We start from the raw sequence: 18,386 nt of genomic DNA, 5'->3' as shown, positions 1-18,386 counted from the left end.
TGTGGTGATAACAATCAACGCATCTACCGGCCTCATCGGTTTGTTGTGCCGGCATGAATAGGCTGTAGCCTAATCATCGCAATGCACCCCGGTGAGGTAATCCCACCGGGGTTTTCTGTGTTTGCGTTGTGGTTATCACCCCTTTGTCGCTGACACGATGTGCAAGGGGGTGACAATGACCACTTTCCCAACTCCCCGTATTGATGAAGTGCAGACGCTTATCGCCGGGCAACGCTGGCTTGATTTGCGCGATCAACTGTCGCGCTGGCCAGCCCCTGAGATTGCCGATCTCTTGCGCGAACTTTCTGCCGCCGAGCGCATACTGGTTTTTCGTGTGTTGCCACGCACGTTAGCCGGCGATGTCTTTTCTTACCTTGAACACGATGATCAATATGAGTTGTTGACCGGCCTCAGTCAGGAAGAGACGCGGTTGCTCTTGGCTAGCCTTAGCCCCGATGACCGCACGCAATTGTTCGAGGAATTGCCCGGTCAGGTGACGCAGAAGCTGCTCAATCTGCTAAGCCCGGCGGATTTGCGCGAGGCTCGCCAGTTGCTTGGCTACCCTGAAGAGAGTGTTGGGCGCTTGATGACGCCTGATTATGTGGCCGTGCGACCTGATTGGACGATTGCTCGGGCACTCGAACATATTCGTCTGCGTGGTCGGAATAGCGAAACGATTGACGTAATTTATGTCACCGACGACAAATGGCGGTTGCTCGATGCCGTTGAACTGCGTCGGTTTATTTTGGCCGAACCGTCGCAAACAGTGCGCAGCTTAATGGACGAGAGCTATGTGGTGTTGTCGGCCTTTGATGATCGCGAGCGAGCGGTTGAGGCGTTGCGCCGGTACAGTTTGCCGGCGTTGCCGGTGGTTGATTCGGATGGGGTGTTGGTTGGGATCGTCACCTTTGATGACTTGATCGATGTGGCGGAGGAGGAAGTAACCGAAGATTTCCACCGCAGCGCGGCGGTTGAGCCGTTGCGTGGCAGCTATCTTGAAATACCGGTGATTGAACTGGTGCAGAAGCGGGTGCCTTGGCTAGTGGGGCTAGTCTTTGTGAATGTTTTTTCTGGTGCAGCAATTGCAGCCTTTGAAGAAACAATCGCCGCAGTGGTTGCGCTTGTCTTTTTCTTGCCATTATTGATCGGCAGCGCCGGCAATGCCGGGTCGCAGTCAGCGACGCTGACGGTGCGCGCCTTGGCGACCGGCGATATCGAGTCGAGCGACTGGTGGCGTTTGTTAGCGAAAGAATTGTTGGTCGCGTTGCTGCTAGGCGGGGCAATGGCGATTGCGGTCGGGTTGTTGGGAGTGATCCGAGTGGGCTGGCAGGTGGCCGGGGTGGTTGCACTGACGATGCTGATCTTAGTGCTGATGGGAAGTTTGATCGGGATGTCATTGCCCTTTATTCTGCGGCGGTTGGGCCTTGATCCGGCGACGGCGAGTGGGCCGTTGGTGACGTCGTTGTCGGATATTGGTGGGGTGTTGATCTACTTCTCACTGGCGACGTACTTGCTGGGACTTTAACGCAAAGGCGCGAAGGTCGCTCACGCAACGAGCGCCACCTGTAGGGGCACGGCATGCCGTATCCCCACGACGGGCAAAAGGGCGCACAGACGGTAACGCAAAGACGCGGAGGTTCGCAGTGGATACGGTATGAGTTTGATAAGAGGATAAGAGGTTGGCGTGATGTTTAAACCGCGTACTTTTACTCCCGCGCCGCCAGCGCAATCGATCTTGACGCGGGCCGATGTTTGGTTGTTGCTAGTGCTGATCGGGTTGCTGGCATTGGTGATTGGCGCTGCCGAAAGCGCGCCGGCGACGGTACAGGGGCCAGAGATTGACCTCTCATTGAGCGCGTTGCCCTTCTACGCTTTGCGTTCGGTGGGACGGATGGCCTTGGCCTATGCGCTGTCGTTTCTGTTTACGATGATCTACGGCTACATTGCAGCCTACAATGCGCGCGCCGAGCGAGTGCTCATTCCGTTGCTTGATGTGTTGCAGAGCGTGCCGATTTTGTCGTTTCTGCCGGTGGTCTTGCTCAGCCTGAGCACGGTGCTGCCGGAAGCGCTGGCAGTGGAATTGACCGCGGTGGTGCTCATCTTCACCAGCCAAGTCTGGAATATGACCTTTGCGTGGTACCAGTCGCTGACCACCATCCCGCGCGAGCTGCGCGAAGCGAGCAGTATCTTTCGCTTCTCGCGCTGGCAGCGTTTTACGACGCTGGAGTTTCCCTTTGGTGCGCTGGCGTTGGTTTGGAATAGTATGATGAGCTGGGCTGGTGGTTGGTTTTTTCTCATGGCAGCCGAAATCTTCACACTCGGTGAGCGCGATTTTCGTCTACCGGGGTTGGGGTCGTTTCTACAAACGGCGGCTGATACCGGTGATCTGGCGGCCATTGGCTGGGCTGTGTTGACACTAGTGGCGGTGATTGTCGTGCTCGATCAGTTTGTGTGGCGACCGTTGTTGGCGTGGGCCAGCCAATTTCGGCTAGAGATGATCGAGCGCGATGATGATGAGGGTCAGTCGTGGTTTTACAATTTGATCCAGCAGTCGGTATTGGCAGGTTGGATGGGTAGATTGGCGGGTGCCATTAATCAGGTGATTACCCGCCAATTTGGCCGCGATCCTGCCCCCGATCCTTACCTCAGTGACGCGCCCCAGCGTTCGTGGGTGGGGATTGGGCTGCTGGTAGTGAGTGTGTTATTGGTCGGTTGGGGTGGCTGGGTTGGAAGTCGCTTGTTGCTAAGTGTGACGCCAGCGCAATGGGGTGTAATTGTGCTTAGCGTGGGGGCGACGATGCTGCGAGTGGCGACGGCAATGATTATTGCGCTGCTGTGGACGGTGCCGGTTGGTGTATTTATCGGGACCCGGCCACGCGCGGCGGCCATTTTGCAGCCAATCGTGCAGATCGCGGCGTCGGTGCCGGCGACGGCCCTCTTTCCGGTGTTGGTGTTGGCATTTCTGGCCCTGCCCGGCGGTCTGAATCTCGCCGCGGTCGTCTTGATGATGCTCGGCACTCAATGGTACATCCTGTTTAACGTGATTGCCGGCGCGGCGGCCATTCCGCAAGATTTGCGCTTTACCAGCGAATTGCTGCAACTGCACGGCTGGGAACGCTGGCGCACGCTGATCTTGCCCGGTCTGTTTCCCTATCTGATAACTGGCCTGATTACGGCTAGCGGCGGGGCGTGGAATGCTAGTATTGTCGCCGAGTATGTCGTGTTTAACCAACAGACCTATCAGACTTTTGGTATTGGTGCGCAGATTGCCGCTGCGACCGCCGCCGGTGATTTTGCCGGTTTGTTTGCAGCAACCCTAGCTATGATTATCGCCGTGGTTGCGATTAACCGCTTGGTGTGGCGGCGGTTGTACCGACTGGCCGAGACAAAGTATCGGATGGAATAGAATGACCTGTGACGGTGGCAGAAGACGGATCGAACTCCAGTGTCGAGTTATGGAATTGATGAGGAGCGACCCATGCAGATAACGCAATCCAAGCCACTGGTAGAACTGATGGGTGTGGCGCAACGGTACGGGCGTGGCGCGCGCCAGTTTACCGCCATTCAAGATATTAATCTGACCATTGCCGAAGGTGAGTTTGTCGCTTTGCTCGGCCCGTCGGGCTGCGGCAAGAGCACGCTCTTGCGCATCATCACTGGTCTCAACCGGCCTAGCGAGGGGCTGGTGCGCTATCGGGGCAAGGCGCTAGAGGGCGTGAATCCGTATGCGACGATCGTCTTCCAAACCTTTGCCCTCTTCCCATGGTTGACGGTGGAAGAGAATGTCGCGGTGGCCTTAAAAGCGCGGGGTAAAGATGAAGCGGAAGCTCACCGGAGAGCGGTGGAGTTGATTGATCTGGTTGGTCTTGATGGTTTCGAGCAAGCCTACCCGCGTGAGTTGTCGGGCGGTATGCGCCAGAAAGTGGGGATTGCCCGTGCGCTGGCGGTTAACCCAGAGTTACTCTGCCTCGATGAGCCGTTCAGTGCGCTCGATGTGCTGAGTGCCGAGACGCTGCGCGGCGAGGTGCTAGAATTGTGGACGGGCGGCAGTCTGAAGATTCGGGCGGTGTTGATGGTCAGCCACAATATCGAAGAGGCGGTTTTCATGGCTGACCGGATCGTGGTGATGGACAAAAATCCGGGCCGGATTGTAGCTGAAGTGCCGGTCAACTTGCCCCACCCACGCGATCGCAAATCCGATGCGTTTGCTGCCTTGGTAGCGCGGGTGTACGCGGTGCTAGCCGGGCAAACCCAACCCGAAGCGATTGAATACGGCACCGAGCCTGGTCAAAACGGGCAAACGCGCCTGCTGCCGGCGGCATCACTCACGGCGCTGGCCGGTCTGCTCGAACAGGCCAATGCTACCGACGACGAGCGCGATCCGCTGGCGAAACTGCAAGATGAACTCGGCTTAGACCTCGACCAGATGCTGCCGCTGATCGAGGCTGCCGAGCTGCTTGGGTTTGCGCAGGTTGAAAGCGGCAATCTGATCCTGACTCCGTTGGGGGAAGCGTTTGCCGAAGCCAGCATCCAAACCCGCAAAGAGATTTTTGCTTCGCGGTTGCGGCGGTTGCCGTTCTTTCGCTGGATGCTGCGCATGATCGCCGCCGCCGACAACCAATCGTTGCGCTGGGAGGTGCTGCGGACTGCCCTCGAGCCGGAATTTCCGCCCGAAGTGGCTGAGCAGCAGCTCGACATCGCGCTGGAGTGGGGGCGCTACGCCGAGCTGTTTGCGTATAACGATGCTGAAGGGCGCTTTTTCATCGAAACACCGACGACGGTGGTGGAGTAAGTTTGTCGGAAGGGGACACAGATTGAACGGAGTTGTGGGCATGTAGGCACACGGATGAGACGGATTGAACGGATGTTCACGGATCGAATAGATAAACATCTTGCCAAATCGGTGACCATCTGTCACATCTGTAACAATCCGTGTGCTGTTAACCGGTGTCTTCTTCAGGGTGCCCTGTCGTGCGATCCGCGGGGAGCTCTGCCTTGCGCCACTACTACGTTGCGTCCGCTGCGTCTGTGCGAGTCCATATTCGCCCGAACTGGACGTGCAACACCCGCCGGTCGGTCAGGCGGGGGTCTTCGTTGGCCGGGATCCATGCCGGCCCGGTGAGATGGAGCAGGAGCGCACCGGAGGTAGTCGGGGGAAGGTGGGTGGGATCGAGGGTGACATGCACGAGCGTCGGTTCTTGCCCGATCTGATGGCAACCGAGTTCGACGAGGGGAGAGCTGGTAGTAGGCCACAAGGTATCTTCGCGCTGGGCTGCAATGCAGAGGGTGGCTGGGCCGAGATGGTCTGGGCGGAGGCCACTCGCAACTTCGATGACCAGCGTTTGCCGGGTAACACCGTTCGGCCAAGGCAGACGTAAGATTGCCTCGCCGTTGCTCCAACTGTACTGCCAGCCGTCCTTGTTCTGTTCGGGCCGGTAGAAACCGTTGACCTGCGCAGCAAATGCAGTTGGCGTGAGCGGTGGCGATGCGGTATCGACCACCGGCGACTCGACCGGATCGAGCCGGTAAATGGCGAAGGGAAGGGTCAGTCGGGAAACATTCTGCGGCTTCTGATCGGTCAGTTGCTCGAATTCGGCCAGATCGAGCGCAACTTCGGTAACGAAGGTGAGATGAAAGCCAGGTAGCGCGAGATTACCGCCGCTCGCGCTCAGCATCAGATAGACGGTGCGTCCAGCAGCTTGCCAGCGCTTGACCTGTTCGACCAGTAGCGTAGCGTATGGCGCGGTAGACACACTCTTGACCGTAAAGGCATTGATGTCGTAGGCAAAGCGCAGCGGCGTCGCCAGCAAGTCAGGAATATCGCGCGCGGCGCTGCTGATCGGCGCGCCACCGCGCAACAGCACAATATCGCGATCAGGAGTGAAGTGTTGGGCAATCGCTTCGACTTGGGCTAATGCGCCGGCATATTCGGTATGTACAAAATAGTATCGTCCCGTCCAGCCAAGGAAGAGCAGCAACAACCCGGCAAGTCCGGCGGCTAATCCTTGCCGCCAGCGGGCGGCGTGAGGCTGGAATTGCCACGCTCCAGCCAAGGCGGCAAGTGCATAGGCTGCGCTAAGAGCGAAGATAGGGTAGGCAATCGGTACAAACCGGCGTAGAATATAGATGTACGTCTGCTCAGACGTGCCGTAGGTCTGGCGAAGATAAAAGAAGCTGCCCAGAAACCCAACGGTGAGCATTAGCCAACTGGCCGCACTCAGTCCGCGTCGCCACCAGAGAGCAAACCCGATCACGGCCAATATCACGCCGAGTGGTGATAGATACCAGCCAACTCGGACCAAACCGGCCAACGGGATCAATTCTTTGGGTTGGACAGGTACCGGTTCGCTGGTAAAGGTGCTGGTATCAGCTAGCATGCGCTGCCACCAACTCATGCCGTTGTATTCCTGATAATAGAGCACCAGCGGCAAGCGGATCGGTGCACCGACATACCCCTGAATGCGCAGCCAGTTGAGAGTCTGGTTTGAAAACGGCCCCTGCCATGGGCCGCGTGCGGCGGCCAGCTCGGCGCGCAATGCCTCGGTCGCAGCCAGATCGGGTTCGGCTTCCCATGGTCGTCCGGTCAGCACCACGCCGGCTTGTAAACGGGCCTCGGTAGGAGTCATCACACCGCTCCGCACATCCCCTGCCACGAGGGTCGGATCGCGCGTCAATGGATCGTTCCAGCCGCCGCGGGTATTAAAGAGCAGATCGGCATCGATAATCTGCGGGCGCACAAAATAGGCCCAACCGGCTAAGAGCAACAAACCGAGCGCGATCGCGTTCTGGCAGCGTTGCCGGCGTGCAACCAGCCAGTGCTCGATCCGCCCAATCCAGCCGCTGCGGCGGAGCAGAATCAAGCCGGTGATCGCAATCGCTACCAGCGCCAGCTCGATCCAGATCCGCCACGGATCATCGAGCGAGCTAAACCGCGAAGTAAAGTACGACTCGCGTACAGTGGGAGTGAGGAAGGGCAGCGCGACCAATGAGGTCAAGGCGAAATCTTGAAAGCGGGCAAAGCCGGTATCGAAGAAATAGGCGCGGGCGATGAAGATAATGTGCAGAGCGGCATGGATCAGCATTGCCAGCATGCCCAGCGCCAAGGCGGTTTGTGCGCGCTGCCAACGGCGGCTCAGCCAGCAATAGCCAAGGTAGAGCATCGCCGGGGCAAGTAGAAAGAAATCGATTCGGGCCAGCGCCACCTGCCCAAAGGCGATGCCGGCCAGTGCTGCGTATGTCAGGCGCGCGCGCGCCGGCAAGCTGCGGTCATTGACCTTGGCAAATAGATACAAACCGCCCCACGTCAGAAACTGAGCGGTAGTTTCGGCGGTTGAATAACGGGAAAACCAGACCTGCACCGTATTCAGGCCGAGCAGCACCATCCCCAGCCAACCGACCCACGGCCCAGCGAGCCGACGCCCGATCATGCCCACGCTCCACACACCGAGCAAGCCGAGCAAGCCGGTGGCAAACAGACCGAAGAGCGGGCCGCCGGCGGCAGTCAGCAAACCAATCCACGCCGGGAAGAGGTGGAACCCCTGGGGAACAATCCGCCCCTGTGCAAGTTCACCTTCGTTAATCAAAAAACCGGCTGCTCGCAAGCGGGTCGCGATATAGCGATCACGGGCCTGCCCGATCATCAGATTACTGATCGCCTGCTCAGCCGGCTCACGCACTACCGGATCGCTGCTCTGCGCAGCTTGGCCTAGCTCGGCGACGACTGCATCGGTTTGGACGATGCTGCCGGTACGGGCGATGGCAAACCCGGTAACCGCATAGACGCCAGCGTCGCGCACCCCCAGGATAACCTCGAAAGGCCGGGCAACCAACAGCGCCAGCACTAACAACGCAACCTCGTACCCGCGCACGGCAGTGCGCGGCACGGCAGTGCATGGTGGCGAATGCCGTTGTCCCCACCAAATCGCACCGGCGCTCACCGCCAACGTAATGCCAAGGTGCAGCCAAATTGAAAAAATGCCGAAACTGGCCAACACCAACGCTAGCCAACCGCTCCAGAGTGCGCCGATCAAGCAGCGCTCGAAATGGCGTTCAAGGCCGTCGTTGTTGCCAAGTTCCGGGATCACCCGCGCCAGCGCCCATCCCGGCGCGTAGATAATAATTGGTAAGATTAGAATACCGACGATAATCTGTACCATGCTTGTTTCCGGCGATAAATGCCGTGCGTGATTATAGCATAGCCTTTGCATGGTACAATGCGGCGATGGCGAAAACGTCATAGAGATACATAGACGTACATAACGATGGCTTCTTCTCTGATTAAACGTATCAACCTGCGCACCGTTGCTGGCAGCCAAGTGCGCCGCTTGCCCGGCGTGACGATACCCACGCTCTGGCTGGCGGTGATCACGGTTGTGACATTATTTGCCGGGTACGCAGTCCGGCCAGTCGTGACCGTTGATATTGGCGATAACCGCGATGGCGCGTTTCTGGTCAATTTCAACGCGCGCGAGATCGATGCTACCGGTGCGTATGAGCGCTTTGAGTGGCCGGCAGGCGCTGCCACTGCCACAGTGCCCGGCGGGCGCGAGGGCATTTGGCTTGCAAGGGTCATTGCCCGCCCAGAAGCTGACCCGATCATTTTGCAACGCGAGTCGGCGGCGACGGTGAATGGAGTGCGGTTAGAGATGCCGCGTCGCAGCGGGACGGAGATGTTCGTTAAAATTCCGGCCCAGATTGCTGCTGCTCCTACCCTCACCTTCGAGCTGGTGTCGCCACTGGTCGGTGGTGAAGCGCCGCCCGCCGGCGTGCCGCTCGCGGTTGAGTTGGCGCCGGCCCGTACCTACCGTTGGAGTGCTGACGAGAGCCAGATCGTCTTTCCGCGCTTGGGGAAAGGAAACTGGATCGTGCGGCTTGATGCGGTGGTCGCCCATCCCGACGGTTCGCCAGTCAATGCGCGAATCAGCGCCAACGGCGTTGAGTTAGCGCGGTTGCCGGAACGAGCGCAATTGCGGCGCATCCAGATTCTCATTCCGGCGGCTGTGATGAATGGGGGCGATCTGAATCTGACCTTGCAATCCGATCCGTTCCGCGATCCACGCCCGTTGGGGATGTTGGTGGCCGATGTTTCGGTCGCGCCGGCGGCAAGCCCCTTGCTGGCAACGATTGCGCCGCCGTCGATAGCGCTGGGGCTGGGCCTGTTTATCGTACTAGGGATGTTTGCCTGTCTGGCGCTGCTCACGGCTGACATCCGGCGACGCTGGCATCTCGATGCCACTGGCTGGGCAGCCGTTGGATTAACGCTAGCGGTGCTCGTTGCCGGGTGGGCAATCGTTGTCTACCGTTTCCCCAGCGGGCAGATGATTGACCGGCTAGCGGCGGTGACACTCCTCAGCCTGCTGGTCATAGTTGCGATGCGTCCGCTCACCCGCTGGCTTATGTCTCAGACCGGTGCTCAGGTGACGTCTGAGTTTACGGCGGCGCTGCTGATTGTCTTTATGGTCGGGTTCTGGCTCAAAGCGATTGGCATGCTCTACCCCTACTACGTGGGGATTGATGTCTTTTGGCACATGGATAAGGCGCGGCGCATCATTTACGATGGCGCATTGCCGCTCTACTACAGCATCAATAGCCCGCTCAACGAGACGACGATGCCGGTCGCGGAGTGGGGGCGTAATCCGCCGGTGATCCCCTATTCGCCGTGGTTTCACATATTAGCTACCGGTTATGCCATCTTTCCGTGGCCGATGGAATTAACGGCGAACTTTGTGAGCCTGCTCATGGATATGTCGCGGGTCGTGCTAATTGCGGCAATTGCGCTCAAGGCGGAGTTTAGCCAGCGCACGGCGCTGTTGGCAGCAGTGACATACGCTGTGCTACCGGTGACGTATCTGCTGCATATCTGGGGCAATGTGCCGACCGCTGCCGGCTTGTGGCTCAATCTGCTGGCGCAAACGGCCATCTTGCTAGGGTGGGATCGACTGGGTGAATGGAAGGTGCAGCTCTGGTTGGTGCCACTGCTGGTGTTGGCGTTCCTTGTCTACACAGTCACCGGCGTCTTTACCGGCGTGTTTTTGGTTGTCTTGACCATCTTGATCTGGCTGAATACGCGGCGCGGGCCGGAGTGGCGCGAGCTGCTGCCGGGTCTCAAACCACTCTGGGTGTCGGCAGGGGCAGCGATCGGACTAGCGATTGCGATCTACTATGGCCAGTATTTCCAACCGATTGTGGAACGCACCATTCCCTATCTGATGACCGTCTTTACCCGTGGGCCAGAGACGGTCGGCGTTTCGCGTCCGCCCTTCCACGAGTATCTGTGGTCGTTTGTGCCGCATCTTGGTTATCACATTTGGCCAAACCACTACCTCTACTACGGGTTGGCAATCCCGTTGATCTTCTTCATTCCGGGGTACTGGGCAATGCAGACGAAACCCTTGCTCTGGCTGGTGGTTTCGGCGTGGGGCACAGTGGCACTGCTGTTTTTGTTAGCCGGCTACCGAATTTCGATGGTTGACAAGCAACTGTTCTACCTGATTCCGGTGATCTGTCTGGCATGGGCGATCATAGCTGACCGGTTGTGGGAACGATGGGCGGGGCGACTGTTCGTACTAGCGACGCTGGTGTTGTCGCTTGGCAGTGCGTTGTGGTTGTGGGTGTATCGGATCAGCATTTCGCCAGTTCAGGGGAATTGAGGGGGGTATGTCATTTCTTGGCTCCCCTTTTAGCCTCCCCCACTGGGCGGAGGAGATTGAGGCGTGAAAAAGGAGCGAACGACAGCGGTTTACAACCGAGAACTCGCTCTACGGCAGCAACTTAATATGGAGTGTGGCGGTTTGACTGCCGCACTCCATGTGGCGCGTGGATTCAGGAGTACAGATTGGACGCTATAACCACCGACATCGATCACCAACTCGCGGCGGCGATTGATCCGTGGCTGCAACATATGACGTGGCGGCGCGATTTTGCGGCGTGGCGCGAGCGCCGGTTGCGCCAAGAGCGTTATCAAGATGAGCGTTTAGCGCAGGCGCGCGCGGCGATTGGCGAGTTGCGCGGCGCGCGGGTGCTCGACCTTGGTGCGGGGATGGGCGGGTTTGCGGTAGCGGCGGCGTTGGCCGGCGCGCGAGTGATGGCGTGCGAGTACAACCCAGCCTACTGCCGGATCATTCGCTTGCGCGCAGCGCGCTACAATCTACGTTTCCCGATTGTCAACGCTGCCGGCGAATCATTGCCGTTGCTGAGCGCCGCGTTCGATCTGGTCGTTGCGTGGGATGTGCTCGAACACGTGCAAGACCCGGTAGCGGTGTTGCGCGAGATTGCGCGCGTGTTGCGGCCCGGTAGCCATGCCCTGATTACGGCGATCAACCGGCGAGCGTGGATCGATCCGCACTACCATATGCGCGGGATCAACTGGTTGCCGCGTCCGTTGGCCGAAACTCTGATCGAACTACGCGGACGCACGAAGCGCGGTGCAGCCTTCCGCGATATGCAGCGGTTGAGCACGATGCACTACTTTCACTATCACGAGCTGGTGCAACTCTGTGAGCGGTTGGGGTTTGCCGTGACCGATCTGCGCGAGCAGGCATTGTTGGCCGGGCAGTTACCGAGTCGCCGACCGTGGCGACGGGCGGTACGTGCGATCTTGCGACGGATCGGGCTAGAGCGAGCAGCCTATCGATGGCAGCGACGCTTTTATACCGGAATGTTTGAACTCGATCTGCGCAAGGAGGGGGCATGACGGCGCAACGGCCTTCGCTGGCGACGCAGGTGTCGCGAGCGGTGTTATGGAATGCGCTCTTTGCTCCCCTGCGCTTGCTGACCGAGGTTATCGCAACGTTGGTGAAACTCAACCAGCTTTCGCAAGCTGGTTTTGGTTTACTGGCGTTGGTGCGGGGTGCGAGTAATCTGTTCGGGACAGCGCTTGATCTCGGAATTGCACGTGCGTTGCCTAAGTATATTCCCGAAACCGAACGGGAAGGAGGGATGCGGGCAGCCCGTCGGCTCTTTCTCCTAGTTGCGACGATCCAATTAGCGATCTTGTTGGTGATCGCCGTCGGTCTGGCGTTGACACACCGTCAGATCGAGGCCTATCTGCAAGGCCTGCTCGGTGGTGAGGTGATGGTCGAAGCCGCTGCGCGTGCTGAACTTAGTCAATTCGTAGCCGAGTTTCACTGGCTGATTATTGCCGCCATTGTCATCTTGCTCGGTCTGGGAGCATTGTACGATCTGTTAATGGCGGTGTTGAGCAGCTTTTTTCGCCAGAAGGCGTGGAACAGTATTGCGCTGGCCGCTGGTCTGTTGCCCCAGGTCTTAGTGGTGGTGGCGATCCTCGCTTTGCCTGATCGTTGGGACATTCTCGGTGTGTTGGTAGCGATGGTGGTGGCACCGGCGATAGCGGTGGCGATGGCCGGTTGGCAGGTTTGGCGCTTGCAGGCCGGTATCGCACACGAACCGGGATCGAGTGTATGGGCCGATGTGCGCGACGGACTACGTGATCTGCGACAGGCATTGCCGAACGGGTTCGTGCGGTACGCTGCGGTTTCGTACTTGATGACGGCAACCGACTTTATCGCTAGCTTCGAGTTTATCAATTTCTTTAACAGTGATATTCGCGATGTGTCGTTGCTGGCTGCCGGCGCGCTGTTGGTACGTATGGCGCTTAGTTATTTGTATACACCCCTGGTAGGCGTGCAAGTGCCACTGTTTACGCGAGTGCGTCAAGGCGAGGGTGGTACAACGAACGGTGCTTACCAATCACTCGTGCGCTTGCAGTTGCTGCTGATGATTCCCGGTGGTGTGGGGTTGATCTTGTTGGCGGCACCCGGATTGCTGGTGATTAGCCCGCAGTATCTCGATGCGGCACCGATTGTTTGGGTGTTGACGCCGTGTCTATTCAGCGAGAGTATCCTAACGACAGCGCATAACGCGCTGATGGTGAACGAGCGGCTGCGTGTCGTGATCGCTGCACGGCTGATCGCATTGTTGACGGTCGTTGTCCTAGCGTGGTGGTTGCCAAGCCAATTTGGCTTGATCGGGATGGCACTTACCTTTGGCTTGGCCCGGGTTGCTGCCGGTTTGTGGGTTACGGTGGCCGGGATGCGCTTGTTGGGGTTGCGTTGGCCGGGTCGGTTTACCCTACGGGTAAGTGCGGCGGCAGCGGTGATGGGTGTCGTTGTGACCAGTTTGCGTGGATTCATCGTGCTGCCCGAGGGTACCGTGGATCTGGTGTCACGTTTGGGGATCGCTCTCCAATTGGTGCTGTTGGCCGGGATCGGAGCGTTGATCTTTTTGTTGACGCTACGCCTCCTGGGTGGGCTTGACCCAGCCGACCGAGCGCACGTGCTGAAGTGGCGTTTGCCGTTGCAAGGTGTGATCCGGCGATTATTGTGATGGTTGCTCTGCATTGAGGCGATATGCGTCATCCGGCGCTGACAACAAAAGATAAACGTGGTCGGATGGGGATCACGATCAGTCACTGGTGGAAGTGTTTGCCGACGACGTATAGGGTGCAGTTGGTGCGGGTATTGGCCGCCTATTTCACAGTCATTCTCTGTGTGGTTGGGTTCAATTGGCTGCTCGCCAATACCGGTCAGCCCCAAACGGTTGCTCCGGCAAGTGCTAGCCGTTGGTTACTGGCCAGCTTGAACCGGGTCGAAGCGAGCGAGTGGGGTGATTTTCGTTGGACGGATGGGAATAGTCAGGTTTGTGTGCCCGATGTTGGTACTGCGCCGCGCAGTCTGGTAACGGTACGCTTGTCCGGTGCATATGCCCGCGGTTTAGGGGTCGAGACAGTTACGTTGCAGGCCGGTATGGCAGAACCGATACAGGTGCCGCTGGGTGCCGACCTCCGTCGCTATACCCTCTTGACCGGCGCTGACCATCAGCCAGGGGCCGACGTTTGTGTCACCATTCAGAGCGTTGCAGTGCGTGATCCGAATAATCCGCGTTGGCTGGGAGTGCCGTTCCACGGGTTGAGCGTGTTGCCCCTCACGGCTGCCGGAAGGGTGATCCCGGCGCCATCCGGCTTGCTCGTCGGACTGGCACTTGCCGTCGGCTGGTTGGCACTGCTCCATCTAAGTGGTGTGCCGTTATTACTCGCGACCGGGTTGGTTGTCGCGATCAGTAGCTTGATCACCTATACACTGGTCGGTGGCCTTACCCCGTTTGGAGCCGGTACGCTGCGTTGGGCATTGCCGATGGTGGTTGGGGTATGGAGTGGCGTGATCGGTTTGGCGGTCGCCCGTCGTTTCCCGTTACGAAGATCATGGCTGGCCGAGCTGACCGTCATCCTCTTTTGGAGCGGTGCGTTACTCAGTGCATTTTGGCTGTTGCAACAGATTAGCGGGCATAGCGGAGTGTGGCCGCTCAAATCACGGATCGATCCTTCACCGACGTGGTGGGTAATGGTGCCGATTGGGTGTGCAATCCTCTGGTTTGCGCTCGGTTGGCGATGGTTGGCGCGGCCATTGCAACCGGTGCCGGTGACTATCTACACCTTCATTGGTGCTCTTTTCTTGCCGTTGATGTTTGATATTGCTGTGCATGGGCTTGACGCGCCAATCGCTCTCTTTCGCGATAGTCCTTACGAATACCTCCGCGACACACCGTATGTATTCAGCGATCCGATTGGGTTCATGACCAACTTCGAGACCATCGCCCCGATGCTTTCCGTGCATGGTAGCACCCACCCACCGGGAGCCATCCTATTTTTGTGGCTGATCGAGCAGGTATTTGGGCCTGGGCCGGTAGCGACGAGTTGGCTCACCATTGGTTTGACGGCGCTTATGCCACTCGTCGCAGTTTGGTTAGGATGGCGGCTTGGCGGTGGTCAATTGGCGTTGGCCGCCGGCATGGTCGCTGTGGTGATGCCGGGCCAGATGATCTACGGTGTCACCTCACTTGATGGCGTGTTCAGCCTCTTCATCGCGGTTGGCGCTGCCGCCTTCTTCCTCGCGTTAGAACCGCCGTATCGGCTATGGTTAGCCGTGGTTGCCGGTCTCAGTATTGCCGCCGCGCTCTTTATGACCTATGCGACAACCCAGCTCTTTTTCTTTGGCGTAGCAGCAGCAGCATTCGCATTGGCGCGCCATCGGCAGATATACGGTTGGCGAATGACCCTTCTCATGATCGTCCGTCAGGGGTCAGTTGCTGCCGGTGTTATTGGATTGATCTATCTGGTGATCTTCCTGTTGACCGGTTTTAACGTGATTAGTGCTGCGCGTACCGCCACTCAGATCAACGGTGAGATGATGGAACGGTTTCGCGAGTACGGTCCGCCACCGACTCCTTTCCTGCCACCGAGCTACGACTATTATCTCCGCTTTGCTGCCGCTAATCTCGTCTCGTACCTTGTCTTTCTCACGCCATAGATACTCGCGGCACTCAGTGCGCTCTATCTCCGGGCGAGGGTCGAACGTTGGCAACCAATGTGGGCAGCACTCCTCGGTTCGCTCGGCGCATTAGTGCTAGGTATGTGGCTCAGCGGCCTATTCAATCGCGAAGTTGAACGAATCTGGATGTTTACCTATCCGTTAGCAGCGGTCGTGACGGCCTATTATCTGACGAACGGGACGATTGATCGGCGACGATTAATCGTCTACGTCGGCTTGACGTTAACCTTCGTGGTCATTATCAAACTGACGCTGTACACCATCTGGTAAGCGATGCGGATTGCGCTTTACAATCTCACTACCACCACTAAAATCGGTGGCGTCGAGAGTTTTGTATGGGATTTGGCGCGCGAGTTGGTGAAACGCGGCCATGCGGTAGATATTCTGGGCGGGGTGGGAACGCGGCGCGAGACTACCGGGGTGCGTGTCTTCACGTTCCCCTTCATCTCACGCCGGTTTTGGCAGGCGCTACCGCCGCTACGTCGGGCGTATGCTGAAGCGAAACTGCTCGAACGGCTAACGATGGCGATTGCAGCCTTACCGACACTGGTGTGCGGCAACTACCAGATCATTCACTTGCAGAAACCCTACGATCTCTTGCCGGCGTTACTCGCCCGCCGATTGAGTGGGGCCAAGGTCATTCTCGGCTGCCATGGTGAAGACTTCTACCGCGGCGACCGCTGGCTAGCCCGACAAGTTGACGCTGCCGTCTCATGCTCGCGGTTCAATGCGCAGACTATCGCCGGGCGCTACGGGTTTATGCCGGAAGTGGTGTTCAACGGGATCGATACTGATCTTTTTCACCCGCAACCGCCCGACCCCGCCCTGCGCGCGCGACTAGGTGTGCCGGCGACTGCGCCGCTGCTGCTGTTTGTGGGCCGGTTGCAACCGTGGAAAGGGGTCGAGACGGCGATCCGGGCATTGCCGCAGATTCCGCAGGCGGTGCTGCTGATTGCCGGCGACGGTGAAGATCGGGCGCGGCTAGCCGCTATCGCCAACGAACTCGGCTTGAACGAACGGGTACAGTTTTTGGGTAGTGTTCCGCGTTTGCAACTGCCGGCGCTCTACGCATCGGTTGATCTGCTGGTCGCCACCAGCTATGCCAGCGAAACCTTCGGGATTGGGCCGGTTGAAGCACAGGCGTGCGGGTTGCCGGTGGTGGCTACCCGGTTTGGCGGCTTCCCAGAGGTGGTGGCCGATGGTCAGACCGGCTTGCTGGTACCGCCGCGCGATCCGGTGGCGCTGGCGGCGGCGGTCAACGAGCTGCTCGCCGATCCGGGCCGGCGCGCGGCGATGGCCGCAGCGGCCCCTGCCTGGGCAGCGCAATTTGCGTGGCCGGCCGTCGTTGACCGGATCGAAACGGTCTATCGGTCGGTATTAACAACGTAGGGAGCACGCCTGTGGCGATGTTTCGGTCGCTGACGCTCCCTCGCAATGACAGGGGGGCTGTCTTTGCGAGAGAGCACCGTTGTTGCGAGCAAATAACTGTCATTTCGAGCGCAGCGAGAAATCTGCCTTGTCTACGCTCCTGTGGTAAGATTTCTCGGTCGCTGACGCTCCCTCGCAATGACAGGGGGGGCTGTCTTTTCTACGCTTCTGTGGTAAGATTTCTCGGTCGCTGACGCTCCCTCGCAATGACAGGGGGGTGCTGGGGTGAGCGACGTAGGGGGCACGCCTGTGTAGTCGGGGTGCATAGCGGTGCTTCCCGATGGTGCATCCCGTCAAATAGTTTGGTACGTCGTTTATAATGAGTGGTCAAACCACATCATGCGTATTCTCATCATCGGTCTCGGCGGCGTCAGCCGCACATTTCGCAACTGGCCCGAACGTACCCTCGGCCAAGCACTCGTCGCTGCCGGTCATGAAGTAATGGCGCTGACCTATTGGCAGCCCGACCGACCACAGCTTGGGTTAGGTGAACGTAGCGAAACGATTGACGGCATCGTAGTGCGGCGGGTGAAGCCAGAACTCTGGCCGGGACACGAAACGGTTGCGGCGTTAGAGTCGATGCCGTTGCCCGATGTCGCCCATGTTATCCACCCGCGCAATGTGTTGGCCTTGCAAGCGGTGTGCTGGCTGCGTCGGCGCGGGGTACCGGTCGTGTGGACGTGGCTCGGCCCGTACCATGATCGTTGGCTGGTGGCCGACCGGGAACGGCCCTACGAGTCATCTATCCACCCCGAAAGACTCATCTTCTCGTGGGCGCAGCTCATTCGGCGTGGCCTGCGTGATTGGCAGTGGCGCGATCATTGGCGCAACTATGCCATTCACCGCCCCTTACGTGATGTTGCCGCCTTCATTCCCTGTTCCCACCACGAAGCGCAGGTCTTACGCGAACTGGGTTTTACGCAGCCGATGACAGTTGTGCCGTTATGGCTCGACATGGCATTTATGGAGGGGCCGGCGCCGCCGTTGGCCGCCACCTTCACCCCGCCGATCATTCCCTACATCGGTCAGCTCACGCCGCGCAAAGGCTACGACGTGCTGGTAGCGGCGATGCCGGCGATCATTGCCCGCTACCCGCAGGCCAGTTTCGTCTTTGTCACCCACAACCCGGCCCAACGGGCCGAACTGCAACGGCTGGCCGGCGAGCTTGGCGTGGCGGCCAATATCCATTTTCTCGGCACGCTGAGCGAAGAGCAGAAATTAGCCCTCTTGCGGGCTAGCGCCGTCTTGCCGTTTCCCTCGCGCTACGAAGGGTTTGGCTTACCGGTGTTAGAAGGGATGGTCGCAGGAGTGCCGGTCATCAGCACCAACATCCCGGTGATTAACGAACTGATTCGTGATGGCGAGGATGGTCTTCTGATCCCGTACAACGATGCGGCTGCGCTAGCCACCGCCATTCTCCGTCTCCTCGATGATCATGCGCTGCGGTCACGGATTATCGCCGGCGGGAGGCGGGCGGTGCACGAACGGTTTGCGCCAGAGCGGTTGGTGGCGCAGGTTATTGCAGTGTATCAATCGGTAGTGTGACGATTACTTCACGCCCTTCGCGTCTTGCGAGGGATGCATGGCGGTACGTTGCCGGTAGGGTAAGGCACA

At 58.8% G+C, this 18,386-nt stretch carries 11 protein-coding genes; 10 read left to right on the top strand and 1 reads right to left on the bottom strand.

The features are described from left to right. Positions 1 to 175: 175 nt before the first annotated feature. The 3 genes from mgtE (at position 176) to AC01ZF_RS04990 (ending at position 4,792) form a co-directional block, all read left to right on the top strand. The gene (gene mgtE, locus AC01ZF_RS05000; RefSeq protein WP_424677175.1) at positions 176 to 1,525 is read left to right on the top strand and encodes a magnesium transporter; all 1,350 of its coding nucleotides are present in this window, start codon (positions 176 to 178) and stop codon (positions 1,523 to 1,525) included. A 162-nt stretch (positions 1,526 to 1,687) separates the two neighbouring features. Beyond that, entirely contained in the window at positions 1,688 to 3,406 is a 1,719-nt protein-coding gene (locus AC01ZF_RS04995; protein ID WP_424677174.1) for an ABC transporter permease, read from the top strand. A 72-nt stretch (positions 3,407 to 3,478) separates the two neighbouring features. After that, positions 3,479 to 4,792: an ABC transporter ATP-binding protein gene (locus AC01ZF_RS04990; protein ID WP_424677173.1), complete on the top strand. Its 1,314-nt coding sequence runs from the start codon at positions 3,479 to 3,481 to the stop codon at positions 4,790 to 4,792. A gap of 214 nt (positions 4,793 to 5,006) precedes the next feature. Here the strand turns inward: AC01ZF_RS04990 and AC01ZF_RS04985 are convergent, their stop codons facing one another. Beyond that, positions 5,007 to 8,156: a hypothetical protein gene (locus tag AC01ZF_RS04985; RefSeq protein ID WP_424677172.1), complete on the bottom strand. Its 3,150-nt coding sequence runs from the start codon at positions 8,154 to 8,156 to the stop codon at positions 5,007 to 5,009. Positions 8,157 to 8,261: 105 nt separating this feature from the next. Between AC01ZF_RS04985 and AC01ZF_RS04980 the strand changes: the two genes are divergently transcribed. From AC01ZF_RS04980 to AC01ZF_RS04950, 7 genes are all read left to right on the top strand, one after another. Further along, positions 8,262 to 10,649, top strand: coding sequence for a hypothetical protein (locus AC01ZF_RS04980; protein ID WP_424677171.1), 2,388 nt, complete (start codon positions 8,262 to 8,264; stop codon positions 10,647 to 10,649). A gap of 185 nt (positions 10,650 to 10,834) precedes the next feature. After that, the gene (locus AC01ZF_RS04975) at positions 10,835 to 11,692 is read left to right on the top strand and encodes a class I SAM-dependent methyltransferase (RefSeq protein ID WP_424677170.1); all 858 of its coding nucleotides are present in this window, start codon (positions 10,835 to 10,837) and stop codon (positions 11,690 to 11,692) included. Next, a complete protein-coding gene (locus AC01ZF_RS04970) occupies positions 11,689 to 13,344 on the top strand; it encodes a lipopolysaccharide biosynthesis protein (protein ID WP_424677169.1) in 1,656 nt (551 codons plus the stop codon). Before AC01ZF_RS04975 ends, AC01ZF_RS04970 begins: the two co-directional genes overlap by 4 nt. Before the next feature lie 23 nt (positions 13,345 to 13,367). Next, the gene (locus AC01ZF_RS04965; RefSeq protein WP_476575173.1) at positions 13,368 to 15,323 is read left to right on the top strand and encodes a hypothetical protein; all 1,956 of its coding nucleotides are present in this window, start codon (positions 13,368 to 13,370) and stop codon (positions 15,321 to 15,323) included. A 57-nt stretch (positions 15,324 to 15,380) separates the two neighbouring features. Then, positions 15,381 to 15,614 carry a hypothetical protein gene (locus AC01ZF_RS04960; protein ID WP_476575172.1) on the top strand — a complete coding sequence of 78 codons (234 nt, stop codon included), beginning with the start codon at positions 15,381 to 15,383 and terminating at the stop codon, positions 15,612 to 15,614. 3 nt (positions 15,615 to 15,617) lie between these two features. Then, a complete protein-coding gene (locus AC01ZF_RS04955) occupies positions 15,618 to 16,733 on the top strand; it encodes a glycosyltransferase family 4 protein (RefSeq protein ID WP_424677167.1) in 1,116 nt (371 codons plus the stop codon). Positions 16,734 to 17,111: 378 nt separating this feature from the next. Next, positions 17,112 to 18,317: a glycosyltransferase family 4 protein gene (locus AC01ZF_RS04950; RefSeq protein WP_424676564.1), complete on the top strand. Its 1,206-nt coding sequence runs from the start codon at positions 17,112 to 17,114 to the stop codon at positions 18,315 to 18,317. Positions 18,318 to 18,386: the final 69 nt, after the last annotated feature.

This window comes from Chloroflexus sp. (assembly GCF_056331925.1).
This window is presented reverse-complemented; position numbering and strand designations above follow the sequence as displayed.